This window comes from Pseudomonas capsici (assembly GCF_017165765.1).
GTDB lineage: Bacteria > Pseudomonadota > Gammaproteobacteria > Pseudomonadales > Pseudomonadaceae > Aquipseudomonas > Aquipseudomonas capsici.
Genome location: NZ_JAFGZD010000017.1, coordinates 79726 through 95176 on the forward strand (window position 1 = coordinate 79726; position 15451 = coordinate 95176).

12 protein-coding genes and 4 tRNA genes are annotated in these 15451 nt (G+C 58.0%); 10 read left to right on the forward strand and 6 right to left on the reverse strand.

All coding sequences use genetic code 11. The annotated features are described in order from the left end of the window. Nucleotides 1–131: 131 nt before the first annotated feature. Entirely contained in the window at nucleotides 132–1019 is an 888-nt protein-coding gene (gene htpX, locus JSY17_RS19765; protein ID WP_117185170.1) for a protease HtpX, read from the reverse strand. A 240-nt stretch (nucleotides 1020–1259) separates the two neighbouring features. Continuing rightward, nucleotides 1260–2471, reverse strand: a complete 1212-nt coding sequence (locus JSY17_RS19770) for a pyridoxal phosphate-dependent aminotransferase (protein ID WP_025261262.1) — start codon at nucleotides 2469–2471, stop codon at nucleotides 1260–1262. A gap of 191 nt (nucleotides 2472–2662) precedes the next feature. On the opposite strand from JSY17_RS19770, the gene msrB reads away from it, so the two are divergent. Then, nucleotides 2663–3058 carry a peptide-methionine (R)-S-oxide reductase MsrB gene (gene msrB / locus JSY17_RS19775; RefSeq protein WP_117164052.1) on the forward strand — a complete coding sequence of 132 codons (396 nt, stop codon included), beginning with the start codon at nucleotides 2663–2665 and terminating at the stop codon, nucleotides 3056–3058. Nucleotides 3059–3219: 161 nt separating this feature from the next. After that, on the forward strand, nucleotides 3220–3705 hold the full coding sequence (locus JSY17_RS19780; RefSeq protein ID WP_117183005.1) for a glutathione peroxidase: 486 nt from the start codon (nucleotides 3220–3222) through the stop codon (nucleotides 3703–3705). Here the strand turns inward: JSY17_RS19780 and JSY17_RS19785 are convergent. After that, entirely contained in the window at nucleotides 3698–6058 is a 2361-nt protein-coding gene (locus JSY17_RS19785) for a hybrid sensor histidine kinase/response regulator (RefSeq protein ID WP_206402988.1), read from the reverse strand. The genes JSY17_RS19780 and JSY17_RS19785 overlap by 8 nt on opposite strands. An 87-nt stretch (nucleotides 6059–6145) precedes the next feature. On the opposite strand from JSY17_RS19785, the gene JSY17_RS19790 reads away from it, so the two are divergent. Further along, a complete protein-coding gene (locus JSY17_RS19790) occupies nucleotides 6146–7036 on the forward strand; it encodes an ATP-binding protein (RefSeq protein WP_117185173.1) in 891 nt (296 codons plus the stop codon). Beyond that, nucleotides 7033–7515, forward strand: a complete 483-nt coding sequence (locus JSY17_RS19795) for a GAF domain-containing protein (protein WP_122371569.1) — start codon at nucleotides 7033–7035, stop codon at nucleotides 7513–7515. The genes JSY17_RS19790 and JSY17_RS19795 overlap by 4 nt, the downstream gene beginning before the upstream one ends. 51 nt (nucleotides 7516–7566) lie before the next feature. Here JSY17_RS19795 and JSY17_RS19800 read toward each other — a convergent pair whose 3' ends face one another. After that, nucleotides 7567–8325, reverse strand: a complete 759-nt coding sequence (locus tag JSY17_RS19800) for a hypothetical protein (RefSeq protein WP_117183001.1) — start codon at nucleotides 8323–8325, stop codon at nucleotides 7567–7569. 285 nt (nucleotides 8326–8610) lie between these two features. On the opposite strand from JSY17_RS19800, the gene JSY17_RS19805 reads away from it, so the two are divergent. From JSY17_RS19805 to JSY17_RS19820, 4 genes are all read left to right on the forward strand, one after another. After that, nucleotides 8611–8686 (forward strand) — tRNA-Glu (locus tag JSY17_RS19805). 4 nt (nucleotides 8687–8690) lie between these two features. Further along, nucleotides 8691–8766 (forward strand) — tRNA-Gly (locus JSY17_RS19810). Between the two features lie 104 nt (nucleotides 8767–8870). Continuing rightward, nucleotides 8871–8946, forward strand: a tRNA-Glu gene (locus JSY17_RS19815). Nucleotides 8947–8948: 2 nt separating this feature from the next. Continuing rightward, nucleotides 8949–9024 (forward strand) — tRNA-Gly (locus JSY17_RS19820). A gap of 116 nt (nucleotides 9025–9140) precedes the next feature. On the opposite strand, the gene JSY17_RS19825 is transcribed toward JSY17_RS19820, so the two are convergent. Further along, entirely contained in the window at nucleotides 9141–9863 is a 723-nt protein-coding gene (locus JSY17_RS19825; protein WP_200976781.1) for a pirin family protein, read from the reverse strand. Between the two features lie 205 nt (nucleotides 9864–10068). On the opposite strand from JSY17_RS19825, the gene JSY17_RS19830 reads away from it, so the two are divergent. Both JSY17_RS19830 and JSY17_RS19835 read left to right on the forward strand, forming a co-directional pair. Further along, complete coding sequence (locus JSY17_RS19830) at nucleotides 10069–11019, forward strand: GlxA family transcriptional regulator (RefSeq protein WP_206403330.1); 951 nt, start codon at nucleotides 10069–10071, stop codon at nucleotides 11017–11019. 156 nt (nucleotides 11020–11175) lie between these two features. Beyond that, nucleotides 11176–12645, forward strand: coding sequence for an ATP-binding protein (locus JSY17_RS19835; RefSeq protein WP_206403329.1), 1470 nt, complete (start codon nucleotides 11176–11178; stop codon nucleotides 12643–12645). Here JSY17_RS19835 and JSY17_RS19840 read toward each other — a convergent pair. Beyond that, nucleotides 12625–15399: an ATP-binding protein gene (locus JSY17_RS19840; protein ID WP_206403328.1), complete on the reverse strand. Its 2775-nt coding sequence runs from the start codon at nucleotides 15397–15399 to the stop codon at nucleotides 12625–12627. The genes JSY17_RS19835 and JSY17_RS19840 overlap by 21 nt on opposite strands. Nucleotides 15400–15451: the final 52 nt, after the last annotated feature.

A 15451-nucleotide genomic window follows, 5' to 3' on the forward strand; every position in this document is an offset into this window, starting at 1 on the left:
TAGGGCATTGATCGGAATCCAATATAAGTTCTTAGGTGTTTTGATCGAAATTCCTGAAGTTTTATGGGCGTCTCAATCAGGCAGGCACAAAAAAGGGCGACTCGCGTCGCCCTTCCGATTGCAGTTCTGGATCAACCGCGGCGACGCAGCGCCTCGATACGTTCTTCCAGTGGCGGGTGGCTCATGAACAGGCCTGCCAGCCCGTGCTTGAGACCGCCATTGATGCCGAACGCGCTCATGGTGCTTGGCATGTTGACCGGTACGCCCTGTTCGGAGCGCAGGCGTTGCAGTGCGCCAATCATTGCGCCGGTACCAGCCAGTCGGGCGCCAGCTTCGTCAGCCCGGTATTCGCGTTTGCGCGAGAACCACATCACGATGGCGCTGGCCAGGAAGCCCAGCACCAGCTCGGCGAAGATCGTGGTGATGTAGTAGGCGATACCCTGGCCGTTTTCAGTCTTGAAGATCACCTTGTCGACGAAGTTGCCGATGATCCTCGCAAAGAACATGACGAAGGTGTTCACCACGCCTTGTACCAGCGCCAGTGTCACCATGTCGCCATTGGCTACGTGGCCGATTTCGTGGGCCAGTACTGCCTTGACTTCGTCGGGCGAGAAACGCTCCAGCAGACCCTGGCTGACTGCAACCAGAGCGTCGTTCTTGTTCCAGCCCGTGGCGAAGGCGTTGGCCTCATAGGCCGGGAAAATACCGACTTCCGGCATCTTGATACCGGCTTCACGGGACAGTTGCTCCACGGTCTGCAGCAACCATTGCTCATGGCGAGTGCGAGGCTGGGTAATGATCTGCGTGCCGGTGCTCATTTTTGCCGACCATTTGGAGATGAGCAGCGAGAACAGCGAGCCGGCGAAACCGAACACGGCGCAGAAGACCAGCAGCTGATTGAGGTTGAGATCAACCCCATTGGCCGCCATGAACCCATTGAAGCCAAAAAGGCTCAAGGTAATGCTGGCAATCAGCACGACCGCAAGGTTAGTGGCCAAAAACAGCAAAATGCGCATCATGGTCGAAACGTTCTCCTGGGGAATAAATGCAACGTGATGCCGGGTATATAAGGTGATGCCCGCAGCTATTCAACAGAGGGACTATTTCAAACTGTGTCCTCTTGTCGTATTCGATGTTAATCCTGCCAACCTGAACGGCACCTGAGCCATGTCTGCGAGAGGGTTGGAGGATTTCTGGAGGCGGGGGAGGGCATTTCAGGGGCTGCCCCGAATCGGCTTCGGGGCAGGGGGCTGTGGAGGTTACTGCTTGTAGCCTTTGACAAAGTTGCCGATGCGGCCGATGGCCTGTTCCAGATCGTCGACACGCGGCAGCGTCACCACGCGGAAGTGGTCAGGCCATGGCCAGTTGAATGCCGTGCCTTGTACCACCAGCAGCTTTTCGGAAAGCAGCAGATCGAGGACGAACTTCTCGTCGTTGTGGATCGGGCAGACCTTGGGGTCGATGCGCGGGAAGGCGTACAGCGCACCCATGGGTTTGACGCAGCTTACACCGGGAATGTCGTTGAGCAGTTCCCAGGTACGGTTGCGTTGCTCCAGCAGGCGGCCTTGAGGCAGGACCAGATCGTTGATGCTCTGGTAGCCGCCCAGTGCGGTCTGGATGGCGTGCTGGCTGGGTACGTTGGCGCACAGGCGCATGTTGGCCAGGATGTCGATGCCTTCGATGTAGCTCTGGGCATTGTGCTTGGGACCTGAAATGGCGACCCAGCCGGAACGGAAGCCCGCAACGCGGTAGGACTTGGACAGGCCGTTGAACGTCAGGCACAGCAGGTCGGGTGCAAGAGAGGCGGTGCTGATGTGCACGGCTTCGTCGTAGAGGATCTTGTCGTAGATCTCGTCCGAGAACACCACCAGATTGTGCTGGCGTGCCAGTTCCAGCATGCCCAGCAGCACTTCCTTCGAATACACTGCACCGGTGGGGTTGTTCGGGTTGATGATCACCATGGCCTTGGTGTTCGGCGTGATCTTGGCCTTGATGTCCTGCAGGTCAGGCCACCAGTTGGCCTGCTCGTCGCACAGGTAATGCACCGGGTTGCCGCCAGCCAGACTCACGGCAGCGGTCCACAGCGGATAATCCGGCGCCGGAATCAGGACTTCGTCGCCGTTGTTGAGCAGCGCCTGCATCGACATCACGATCAGTTCGGAGACGCCGTTGCCCAGATAGATGTCTTCGATGCCGATGCCGTCGACCTGCTTCTGCTGGTAGTACTGCATCACGGCCTTGCGAGCGCTGAACAGCCCCTTGGAGTCGCTGTAGCCCTGGGCGGTCGGCAGGTTGCGGATCACGTCCTGCAGGATTTCGTCCGGCGCCTCGAAACCAAACGGTGCCGGGTTGCCGATATTCAGCTTGAGGATGCGATGGCCTTCCTCTTCCAGGCGTTTGGCGTGCTTGAGCACTGGCCCGCGAATGTCATAGCAGACGTTTGCGAGCTTGTTCGATTTGCTGAACTGCATGTGATTGATCCCGAAAATGGACGAGTTGTTGCTGGCTTGCAACGAAGGCCGCTGGACATGACCCGATGAAAATGGGTTTGTATGCGACAAACGCGGGTGACAGACTGACATCTGATGAGGCGCAATCATACGTGCCACCCGATCCGTGGAAAAGACACAGATCGGGCTTTTTCGGATCCGGAGGTGTACCTGTGGACAAGTTGCACAAGACGCTCGAAGAGTGGAAGCAAATGCTCGACCCAGAGCAGTACAACGTCTGTCGCCTGAAAGCGACCGAACGGCCCTTTACGGGCAAGTACAACGGCACGAAGACCGAAGGTGTCTATCATTGTGTGTGCTGTAACGAAGCGCTGTTCGATTCCACCACCAAGTTCGATTCCGGCTGTGGCTGGCCGAGTTTCTATGCGCCGATAGAAGGCAGTGCGGTGGTCGAAGTGCGGGATATCAGTCACGGGATGATTCGTACCGAAGTGGTGTGCGCCAGATGCGACGCCCATCTGGGGCATGTATTCCCCGATGGTCCGCCACCCACCGGTTTGCGTTATTGCATCAACTCGGTTTGCCTGGACCTGGTGCCCCGGGTTTAGCCGTCATTGGCGTGGTCTGGCTTATCGACCTCTATCAACAGAGGAAATTGAATGCGCGGACCGTTCAATTGCACGCTAGGGTCTGTTGCTGTTTTGTTACCGGCGCTGCCATGAGAGAGCGGCAGCCGACCCTGTCACCATCCATTTTTTGAGGCGTCGTCATGAGCGAAAACCTGTTGAGCATTCCTTGCACCACGATCAAGGGCGAGCAGAAGACCCTGGCCGATTTCGCCGGCAAGGCGGTGCTGGTGGTCAATACGGCAAGCAAGTGTGGTTTCACTCCGCAATACAAGGGGCTGGAAGCACTGTGGCAGCAATATCGCGACCGCGGTCTGGTGGTGCTGGGCTTTCCCTGCAACCAGTTCGGCAAGCAGGAGCCCGGCAATGAAGGTGCGATCTCGGAGTTCTGCGAGTTGAACTATGGCGTCAGCTTCCCGCTGTTCAAGAAAGTCGATGTCAATGGCAGTAATGCCCATCCGCTGTTCGTGCAGTTGAAGAAGCGTGCGCCGGGGATTCTGGGGTCCCAGGGCATCAAGTGGAACTTCACCAAGTTTCTGGTCGACAAGGAGGGGAAACTGGTCAAACGCTTTTCCCCGCGTACCAAGCCTGAGGAGCTGACCGGCGAGATCGAAGCCTTGCTCAAATAGCCCGGTTGTTCGGTGTGAGTGCAATCCACTGGTCCAGCATACTGACCAGTTCCGCTCGGCGAAACGGTTTGGCCAGGTAGTCGTTCATACCGGCCGCCCTGCAACGTTCGCGCTCTTCGGGCATGGCATTGGCGGTCAGGGCCACTATGGGCAGGCCGGGCCAGCGCCCGCTGTTGCGGATCTGGCGGCTGGCCTCGTAGCCATCCATGACCGGCATGTTGCAGTCCATCAGGACCAGATCGAAATTGCTGTGCTCCAGCTGTTCGATGGCCTCTGCGCCATGAGCGGTGACAATCACTTCACAGCCCAGCTTGCTGAGCATGCCTTTGGCGACCAGTTGATTGACCGGGTTGTCTTCTACCAGAAGGATGCGTGCCGGGCGTAGTGTCGCCAGTTCCTCGGATGAGGTATCGCTTGTCCCGGGTTCTTCCATGTGCAGGGCGCGGCGCAAGGTGTTGTAGAGCGCATTACGGGCCAGCGGTCGAGCCTGCTGTTGCAGGGGCGCCAGGGCGCTGACTTGCTCGACGGGCATGAAGTTGCCGTAAGCGGTGACCAGCAGGATAGGCACCTGAGTGGTCGGGCGGATCGAGAACAGGCATTCCGGGCAATCGGTAATCACCAGGTCGGTATGGGGATCGAGTGCCTGTTCGCAGGTCCGGTCATCGATTCCCCGGCGAGTGAAATCCACTCCCCAGGTCGGCAGCAGGGTGCCAAGCAGCTCTACCAGACCACTGCCGGCCTTGCTGATCACGGTCACACGCCCCTTGAGTGCGGGTGGCATCACCGCTTTCAGATGAATCGGCAGCGGCAGTTCGGCGCAGAACAGGCTGCCCAGGCCTGACTGGGACTGGATGCTCAGGCGGCCATTCATGGCTTCGCACAGGTTGTGAGTCAGGGACAGCCCCAGGCCGGTGCCGCCAAACTGCCGGGTGATTGCGGCCTCGGCCTGGGTGAAGGGTTGAAAGATCCGCTCCTGAGCTTCCTTGGGGATGCCGATCCCGGTGTCCTTGACTTCGATCCGCACCCGGTTGTCGCCGGTTTCAGGATCCGGCGCGCAAGACAGGCGTACATCCACGCGCCCGAAACGGGTGAACTTCAGGGCATTGGAGAGCAGGTTGCTGACGACCTGCCGGACCCGTGTAGGGTCGCCGATCACCAGTGGTGGCAAATCCGGTGCGATCAGGCAGGTCAGTTCCACGCTGGGGGCTGCGTTCTGCGAAAGCAGGTTGGCGGTGTCTTCGACCAGCATGCCCAGATCGAAAGGGATGTGCTCGATTTCCAGCTGTCCTGCGTTGAACTTGGACATGTCGAGAATATCGTTGAGCAGTTCCACCAGCACCTTGCCCGAGTCGTGGGCAATCATCAGTTGCTGGCGTTGCTCGGCGCTGAGCGGACCGTCCAGTGACAGGGCCAGCATTCCCAGCAATCCATTGAGCGGGGTACGGATCTCATGGCTCATGTTCGCCAGGAAGGCTGTGCGGGCATTGGCCATGTCCAGGGCGGTACTGCGGGCGATCTGCAATTCCTCGTTGGACTGGCTGAGGCGTATGTTGCTGGCCTTGAGTTCGTTGGTGCGGGCCGAAACGATGTTTTCCAGTTCGTTCAGGTGATTGGTAAGCCGGTCCTCTGCCTCGCGACGCCGGGCGAATTCGGTGCTCATGGTTTCGATATGCAGGTTGAAAGTCTTGACCAGGACGCCGATTTCATCGTTTTCATGATGGGGCGGGCAGGCCATTTTTTTCTGGATCGGGCTGCGTGGATCGTGACGGCTCAGATCCCGGATCAGATTCACCAGCGGCTTGGTCAGGGTTGTATAGAACAGTATGGTCAGGATGCCGGCCAGCACCAGGCTGCGCACGAAACCGTTGAGCAGGGTGATCTCCGCCCGTTGCAGAAAGTGACTGCCAAAGGCGAAGGTGTCGACGGTCAGGCTCAGGGTGCCGATGACCTCGCTGGGCATATGGTCCAGATGCAGGACTTCTTCGAAATGCCGACTTTCTCCGAACAGCCAGTCGCTGAGTACCCGGTAGCGTCCGGTAGCCATGGGGCGCTCGACGCTGGAGAGCACCATATTATTGTTATCGGTGAGCCTGGCGCTGACTACGGCGGGGGAGTGCAACAGGCCCAGGGTCAGTTCCTGAGCCAGTTCGGCGTCGATGTTGTACGCCATTCGCGATGCCGGGTTATGGCTGATTTCCATCAGTGAGCCAATTTCACGATCGATGGAAGCATCTTCGCTGGCATAATCGAGGGCAATCTGGAACAGACTGAGCAGGCTTCCAAGAATGAAACCGATCAGAACGGCCATTCTGGCTTGCTTGAATGACAGCCTGTTGGTGAACGATATATCCATGGAAGTTCAGTCACTTCTGATGCCCATTGCGGGGCAAGCATAGCCGATCGGGCCTTGTGATTAATCAGTTAAATATAAGGAGGTTTCGTGGATTCTCGGTTGATGGCTTTTCTGGAGCGCGCCGATGCCGTGCTGGCTCGTCTGGAGCCCTTGTTGCCTGCCGTTCGCGAGCCACTGGACTGGTCCGCGACTCTGGCGGCGCGTTGGGTGCGAGAAGGGCGCAGCGGTTATCTGCTGCCTCTTGAGGTCAGCCTGGACATGCGTCTGTCGGACCTGATCGGTGTCGATCGGCAACGCGACCAGTTGGGGCGCAATACTCGTCAGTTCATCGATGGGCTGCCTGCCAACCATGCGTTGCTGTGGGGTTCGCGGGGTACCGGCAAGTCTTCGCTGATTCGGGCCTTGCTGGCTGAATATGCCGACTCGGGCCTGCGCCTGATCGAAATCGAACGCGACCATCTGGGCGACCTGCCGCGGGTGGTCGAGCAACTGCAGAAGCTGCCGCAGCGCTTCGTGTTGTTCTGCGACGATCTTTCCTTCGAGTCGGGCGAGGGCGACTATCGCGTGCTCAAGAGTGTGCTCGATGGCTCGCTTGAGCAGGCACCGGATAACGTGTTGCTGTACGCAACCTCCAACCGCCGTCATCTGGTGCCCGAGAAAGAGAGTGATAACGAAAACTGGAAGCATGTGGAAGGTGAACTGCATCCCAGCGAGGCGGTGGAAGACAAGATCGCACTGTCTGACCGCTTTGGTTTGTGGCTGTCTTTCTATCCGTTCACTCAGGAGCATTTCCTGAATGTAGTGGAGCACTGGATTACCCAACTGGCGCAGAAGGCCGGTCTGACCTGGCAGCGCGATGAAGAGCTGGACAAGGCGGCTGTCCGCTGGGCGACCGGGCGGGGTAATCGTAATGGTCGTTGTGCCTACCAATTTGCGCGTTACTGGGTAGGCCTGAAATTGTTGGAGCAACAGGCATGATCGATTTGCAAGATGTGGGCGCGGGCCAGGAAGGTTATGACCTGCTGGCGGCACAGTTACAGGCACTGCTGGCCGATGAACGTGACTTCATTGCCAATGCCGCGCAGTTCTCTGCGTTTCTCTACACCCAGATAACGGATTTGAACTGGGCGGGTTTTTATCTGAATCGAAACGAGGAACTGGTGCTCGGACCGTTCCAGGGACAGGTCGCCTGTGTACGTATCCCGTTCGGGCGTGGCGTGTGTGGCGCTGCAGCCCAAAGCCGGGAAACCCAGCGGGTGGAAGATGTCCATACCTTTGCCGGGCACATCGCGTGCGACAGCGCCTCCAATAGCGAACTGGTCATTCCGTTGATAAAGGAAGGGCGTCTGATCGGGGTGCTGGATCTGGACAGCCCGCTGCTCGGGCGCTTCAAGGAGGAGGATCAGGAGGGGATCGAGCGTCTGGCGGCTATCTTTCTGGCGTCTACCGACTGTTGAGTCGCGAGCCTGTCCGCCGTTGCGCAGTGCAGCGCAACGGCGGTGCGGTCATCAGTCGTAGATGACCTTCTTCTTCCATTCCGATTCGACTTCGTCGGCCTTCAGGCCTTCGGTCAGGGCGTTGTCGTCATCGTCGCTTGGCGCAATGTTGGTCAGCACCATCGAGTTGGCGCGGGCCAGTTGTTTTTCCATGGCCTGCAACTGCTGCTGATAGGTCACAGGGTCCGGCTGGTTGCGCAGATATTGCACGCCACGCTCGAAGGCCAGACGTGCCTGACCCGGCTGCTCTTGAGAGAGTGCAAGCTGGCCGAGGTTGTTGAAGAACTCGATATGCAGGTTCACCAGAATCACGCGGATTTCACGAATCCAGTGCTTGGCTTCACTGGTCGGCAGGAAACCGTCATGTGCTGCGCGGGTGACCTGACCGTGCAGGGCTTCCAGCAGAAAGCGGATGTCCTTGGCCTTGGCTTCGGTCTGGATCGGGCTGACCGGGTTGGTGACCTGGATGCGGTCGCCCTGAGCCACCAGTTCTTCCAGTTCGGTCTGGCGGGTCTTGAGCTGGGCGTTGTTTTTTTCCAGTGCCAGCATGCGCTGCACAACGTTCAGTTCGAGGCGGGTCAGCAGCAGCTTGAGGGCTGGCGACATGAGCTGGCCGGGAAAGGTTTCGGTGATTTCACCGCAGCGTCGCAGTCGGTCGCTCAGCTCTACTTTTGCACGAGCCTTGTCCAGTTTGCTGTTTTCAGCGACATGGTTCAGGTAGCCAATCGCTATAAGCAGCGCGATACCAGCTACTACCATCAGCGTGATCATGAGTGGTGTCACTGCGCAAACCTCGTTTTTTCCATAAATTATTGTGCGAGTGTAGTGGCTAAGCACTATTGCGCATAGATGCCCTCGTCGGAGATTGCAACTAAATTTTCTCTTGAGACAGGAGTTTTCCGGCCAGCGGCATGAACCTTAAATAGGGGCGAAGTCATTGATTTAAATAAATTTTCAGAAGGGGGTTGACGACCTGCCAAACCATCCATAGAATGCGCGCCACTTACAGCGTAAAGCATACAGCGAAGCGCGATAAGCAGTGAATGTTGTACGTGTGTCCCCTTCGTCTAGTGGCCTAGGACACCGCCCTTTCACGGCGGTAACAGGGGTTCGAGTCCCCTAGGGGACGCCATATTGCGGGAATAGCTCAGTTGGTAGAGCACGACCTTGCCAAGGTCGGGGTCGCGAGTTCGAGTCTCGTTTCCCGCTCCAGTTTTATACAATTCTGCTTCAGGGCAGGGTTGAGTGAAACCAGAACCAAATCTTCGGATGCGGATCTGGACACTGGAACACACACCATGTGTTCCGGGTAGTGTGTCCCCTTCGTCTAGTGGCCTAGGACACCGCCCTTTCACGGCGGTAACAGGGGTTCGAGTCCCCTAGGGGACGCCATTGCGGGAATAGCTCAGTTGGTAGAGCACGACCTTGCCAAGGTCGGGGTCGCGAGTTCGAGTCTCGTTTCCCGCTCCATATTCTTCAAGAACGCCGCTCATTGAGCGGCGTTTTTGTTTTTGCGTTTTTTCCCTTCGAGCGCCTCCCAGTCATCAGGAGGCGCGCTTTTTCTTTCTATATATAGAAGAGAGCCTTCAAGGCATCTGCGGCCTCTCGTTCGGACGCAGGTCGAACACCAGCACTTCGGCATCGACACCGCCACTCAGATGAATCTGCTGTTCGTCACGCAGACGCACACCATCGCCTTCCCCGAGACGCTCGCCATTGAGTACAACGCTGCCGCGGGCGACATGCACGTAGGCATAGCGATCGGCTGCCAGTTCAAGGCTGGCCGTTTCATTGCCGTCGAACAGGCCGGCATAGACCCGGGCATCCTGGCGAACTTTCAGGGAGCCATCCTTCCCTTCGGGGGAAATGATCAACTGCAGGCGTCCGCGTTTCTGTTCAGGGCTGAAGTGTTCCTGCTGATAGGTCGGTGTTGCACCGGCTACATTCGGCACAATCCAGATCTGCAGGAAATGCACCGGTTCGCTTGCCGAGTGATTGAACTCGCTGTGGGCGACGCCGCTGCCAGCGCTCATCAATTGCACATCGCCAGGGCGAATGACCGAGCCGGTTCCCAGTGTGTCTTTGTGTTCCAGGGCACCTTCGAGCACATAGGAAAAAATCTCCATGTCGCGATGCGGATGCTGACCGAAACCCTTGCCTGCCGCGACACGGTCGTCGTTGATCACCAGCAGATCGGAAAACCCCTGTTCCAGCGGGTTGTAATAGCTGGCAAACGAGAAGGTATGAAAGGATTTCAGCCAGCCATGGTTGGCTGCGCCACGATCGGAAGCTTTGCGAAGAGTCAGCATGATTCTTTCTCCATTCAGATGTCGAGGCTGCATATTCAGGTATCGACCAAGTGAGAGAGAGGTTACTGGTTATCGGCGCTGGCAATAAGTAGCTGAAAAACGAATGACTGTCCTGTTCTGGTTGACAGTGCCGGGTGACCTGCAGAGCCGGGCCATCTTGTTCATAATGCGCAGTCTGTCTTCATTGCAAACGATGTGGAATTTCATGAAAACCGTGGCGATGGTTCTGTTCCCGGACTTTCTCTTGCTCGATATGGCCGGGCCTATCGAAGTCTTTTCCATTGCCAATCGTTATCTGGCGCCCGATAAGCACTATCGGATATCGACCATCGGCACCGAACACGGCGCGCTTCGGGCGTCCAGCGGGGTCAATATCATGGCTGACCGACACATGGATCAGGCTGTTGAAGATTTCGACCTGCTGTTGATACCCGGAGGGCCGGGTGCCTATAACGAAAGGCACCAGCCTTTATTGAACTGGCTGAATGAGGTCGCTCCCCGGTCTTCCTGCTATGGCTCCATTTGTACCGGTGCCTTCATTCTGGGGGATGCCGGGCTGCTCGACGGGCATCGCGTGACCACTCACTGGCATTACACGGACCGACTCATCAAGCGCTTTCCCAAGGCGCAGGTGGAAACCGATCAGATCTACATCCGCGATCGCAACCTGATCACCTCCGGTGGCGTCACCGCCGGTATCGATCTCTCACTTGCAGTGGTCGCTCAGGACCATGGCAAGAAGGTCGCCCAGGATGTGGCCAAAGTGCTGCTGGTATTGATGAAACGCCAGGGCGGCCAGGCACAGTTCAGTCCTCTGGTGGCTGCCGTTGCCCAGCAGGAAACTCCCGTCACCCGCGTGCAGAACTACGTGCTGGAACATCTGGACGAAGCCTTCAGCATCGAGCGCATGGCCAGCCTCGCCACCATGAGTGCCCGGCACTTTGCTCGTACCTTTGCCCGTGAAGTCGGGATGACGCCCATGGACTTCCTGCAGAGCGCCCGAATCGATCACGCCAGAAAGCTTCTGGAAACCACTGACCTGCCGCTCAAGACCGTGGCTTATAAAAGCGGCTTCGGCAGCGTGCGACACATGCGGTTTCTGTTCAGCGGCAAGATCGGGCTGACACCGGCCCAGTATCGTGAGCAGTTCAGCTAGAACACTACCCCCTTGTCCGTATTGCGCACCGCAATGACCGTATCGCGCCTCCTGTGCCGGTTGTCCCGGTTTTCCTGCCTGCCAAGATAAACACGAATCTTTTGCAAAGGTCGTGCGGTGGTCCGGATAGCCGGATTTATCGGCGCATGAATGGATATGGACAGCCTCAAGAATATTCACAACGATTCGGTGCTGTGTTTCGGTCCCTATGTGTTTGATGTTCGTCAGCGTCTGGTGATGCAGGGCGAAAAGGCATTGCGTGTGGGGAGCAGGGCGCTCGATATTCTCCAGGTGCTGATCGGGCAGGCGGGCAGCATTGTCAGCAAGAACAGTCTGATGGCTCAGGTCTGGCCTGACTCTATCGTCGAAGATATCAATTTGCGGGTGCAGGTCGCGGCCTTGCGTCGAGCCTTGAAAGACGGGCAGAACGGTCAGCGCTATATCGAGACGATTCCCCTGCGAGGTTATTGCTTCGTGGCCAGGGTCGAGCAGGTGAATGCGAATCCGCAGATCACTGTGCCGAAGCACAATCTGCCTGCGCGCCTGACGTCTGTGATCGGTCGCGATGAAGTGGTGGGCCGAATCGTGCGTCAGTTGCCGGGAGGACGTCTCATGACTCTGGTCGGGCCTGGCGGTATCGGCAAGACAACCGTGGCCTGTCGGGTTGCCGAATCACTGCTCAGGCATTACCCGGACGGTGCCTGGCTTATCGACTTTTCTGTTCTGGACGAGCCGCAGCGGGTGGCTGCTCAAATGGCTTCGGCGCTGGGGCTTGGCACGGACTTGTCTCTTGCAGATCTGGCCAGGACTCTGGCCGGACGACGTGCACTGTTGATCTTCGACGGTTGTGAGCATCAGCTTGAAAGCAGCCGACGCTGGGCCGAAACCCTGTTGCCGACCTGTGCTCATCTGTCGATTCTGGTGACCAGCCGTCAAGCGCTGCAGGCCAGAGGCGAATCCGTATTGCGTCTGCCGGCGCTGACCATTGCATCTCCCGGCACCCGTGACGCCATGGCCTGTTCGGCCATGCAGCTTTTTGTTCGCCGTGCCCAGGCCTCCAGGCAAGGTTTTGTCTTGCGGGAACAGGATGTCGCGAGAGTGGCTGATATCTGTCGGCGGCTCGATGGCATTCCTCTGGCTATCGAACTGGCGGCTGCGCGAATCGACGTCTTTGGACTGACAGGTTTACAGGCCCAACTGGACAAGGGGTTTCATTTGCCGGGCCTGGGTCGGCGCACCTCTGTCGAACGTCATCAGAGCTTCCAGGCTTGCCTGGACTGGAGTTTCGAGCGACTGAGCCTGCACGAACAGACCCTGTTGCAGCGTATTGCAGTCTTTGGCTCGGCGTTCACTCGGGCGGCTGCCATTGAGGTCTGCAGTTGTGTCTCGCTGAACGCCGAGCGTATCGCCAGGACGCTGGAGCAATTGGTGGACAAGTCGCTGCTGTCGATAAGCCCGGGCAGCAACACCCTGCGTTATGACTTGCTGCGTACCACTCGTTTCTATGCGCTGGAAAAACTGCAAGCCAGCGGTGACGCACCCACATACGAGGCACGTCTTGCTCGTCATCTCGGTCTGGAGCGCTTCACAGGAGTGCGCGCCCAGTCATTGCAACTGATCGAGTAATCTCCGGGCCGCGATCAGATCCGGTGTCGTGAAGCCTTCGGTGAACCGTGCATGGACAGGCTCCAGCAAAGCGTAAGCCTGCTGCCTGTGGCCCTGGCGCTGCTTGAGTCTTGCAAGCGAGGTGGCGCTGCGCAGTTCCCAGGCCAGGGCACCCTGTTTTTGCGCCACGTTCATTGCCTTGAGCAGTATGGCTTCGGCGGTGTTGGCGTCTTCAGGTGGCAGAGTGTCGGCCCTGGCACGCAGGATTTCCGAAGTGCACCAGCCCGCAGCTCCACTTTGTGCCCGCTTGAACAGGGCATCGTCGACCGGGCCCGGACGCAGGGTGATCATGATGTCGCGGATGAATCCGGTACTGTCCGCGAAATCGTTACCGGTGCCGGAGGATGTCATCAACTGCGCATAGTGCTGCCCCCAGTCATAAAACAGCAGGGCCGAGTGCCTTTGCGACTGTTCGCGCAGCAGCTTCAATAATTCGTTCGCTGTCTCGGTATTGCCGTTGTAGAGGGCAATGACGCAACCGGCCAGGGAAAGAGTGTGGCAGATGGAGGTTCCATGGTTGATCTGCAGAGCAATGTCCAGCGCTTGCCGGGCTTTCTCCCAGGCCTCTTCGGGACGACCCTGCAGCCAGAGAATGCGTGCCAGTATGGTCAGGGCCGCAACGCTCTGGTCGTACTGCACGCCGAAAACATAAGTGAATTGATGGGCATGTCCGCTTTGGGCCAGACGCTGAATCACCTGTTCGGCATTCAGCCGTGCCAGGGTCTGATCACCGGAAAAATGCAGGGCCAGGACTCGTAACCGCTGGGTACTCATGCAGATAACGGTGTCGGTGTTCATGCCCAGCCGATTGAACTGGCAGTTCTGGTCAAGGGCTTGCAGGTAATCACCGCGGCACAGATTGACGACCATCTGCCCGGAAGTGGCCTGTAACTGGCCAGCCAGATCATTGTTCTGTTCGGCCAGCACCCGTGCGCTCATGAACGCGTCCAGCGCTTCGGGCGTGTCGCCACGGGTGTGAAAGGAAATGCTGCCCAGCGCCAGCTTCAGGGGAATCAACAGCTTCGCGGGTGGCAGGGGATGGGTTTCCAGCAGCTTGAGGGCCTTGTTCACATAAAAATCGTGCTCCTTGAGCAACGACAATTCCTGCCAGAGAGGTGCACAGTTGGCAACCAGCTCGATGGCGAGCATCTGTGCATGCAGGCTATCGAATCCCCAATCCAGCGCTGCTCTTATGTCTTCCAGGCTGTAGAGATAACGTTTGATCCACCTTTGAGTGGGAATCGTCTCCCAGTCCTGCTGAGCCTGTTGCATGAGGGCCAGGCAGCGGCGTGCATGGCGTTCGCGGATATCGAACAACTGTTCGTGCTGGAGCAGTTTTTCCAGGGCATGGCTGCGAGTGGTATCAAGCAGATGATAGAGGACTTCGTCGTCCACGAACTCGACATTGAGCAACGACTTGCTGACCAGTTGGGGGAGGATGGCCAGTACGTCCTGGGGACTGATCTGCGAATCCTCCACCACGGCCATGGCTGACTCCAGACTGAAGCGGTCCTTGAAGATGCTCAGACGTTGCAGGCAAGTCTGCTCGTTGGCGTTCAGCATCTGGAAGCTCCAGTCCAGCGTGGCGCGCAAGGTCTGATGGCGAGCGAGTCCATCCGGATGGCTTTGGCCGTGGAGACGGAAACTGGTTTGCAGATGTTCGAGCAGCTTGCTGAAACCCAGATTACCTACCTGGGCGGCGGCCAGTTCGATGGCCAGGGGAATGCCGTCCAGACGCTGGCATATCTCAATGGCCATCGGCAGGTTGGCTTCGGTCAGTTCAAAATGTTCCTGACTGGCCATGGCGCGTTCGACGAACAATTGCAGGGCCGGAAAGCTCATGGCGTCGTCACTGCTCGCACTCTCCAGAGGCGGGCAGTCCAGAGGGTTCAGACGTTCGACGAACTCGCCATCGACCTGCAGGCTTTCGCGGCTGGTAATCAGCATGTGGACATCGGGGGCGCTGCGCAGAATGCTTTCGCTCAGCAGGGCAATGGTCTCGACCATGTGTTCGCAGTTATCGATCACCAGAAGCATCTGACGGTCGCGCAGGTAAGTGCCGATGCGGTTTATAGGGGCATCATCGTGTACTGCGATATCGAGCAGCATGGCCAGATGAGTCGCGATCATTTGCGGATCGGTCAGGGGAGCCAGGTCCATGAGGCGAATGCCATCGCGATACTGGCCGATCAACTGTTCTGCGACCCGCAGGGCGACCGTGGTCTTGCCGATGCCGCCGGGGCCGGTCAGAGAGAGGAAGCGATGTTGCTGCAGTTGGCTTGCCAGCCTGTTCACCAGTGCATCACGTCCCAGGATGCGCGATTGACGAGTGGGCAGATTGTGGCTGGTCGAGATCTTCATAGGGGCGTCTGGCCTGTGTTCGACCCGTTGCAGGGCGATGGGAGCAACAAAGCTGTAACCACGTTGTGCAACTGTAACAATGTAATGCTGTCCCGCCTGACCGTCGCCCAGCGCTTTGCGCAGTGCAGCCATATGGACACGCAGATTACTGTCCTCGACCACTGTTCTGGGCCAGACATGAGCCATAAGCTGTTGTTTGCTGACCGTATCCCCGGCATGTTCGATCAGGACCAGCAGGATATCCAGAGCGCGACTGCCCAACCGCACCGGGCGGTCGGCGTCCAGCACCAGGCGTTGTTGCGGGTAGATCCGATAAGGGCCGAAATGCACGGCCGGCTCGGTGAGAAGGGTCAAGTGTTCATTCCTGTTGTGTCACCTGGAGAGTTCTGTTTTTCGGGCAGACAAG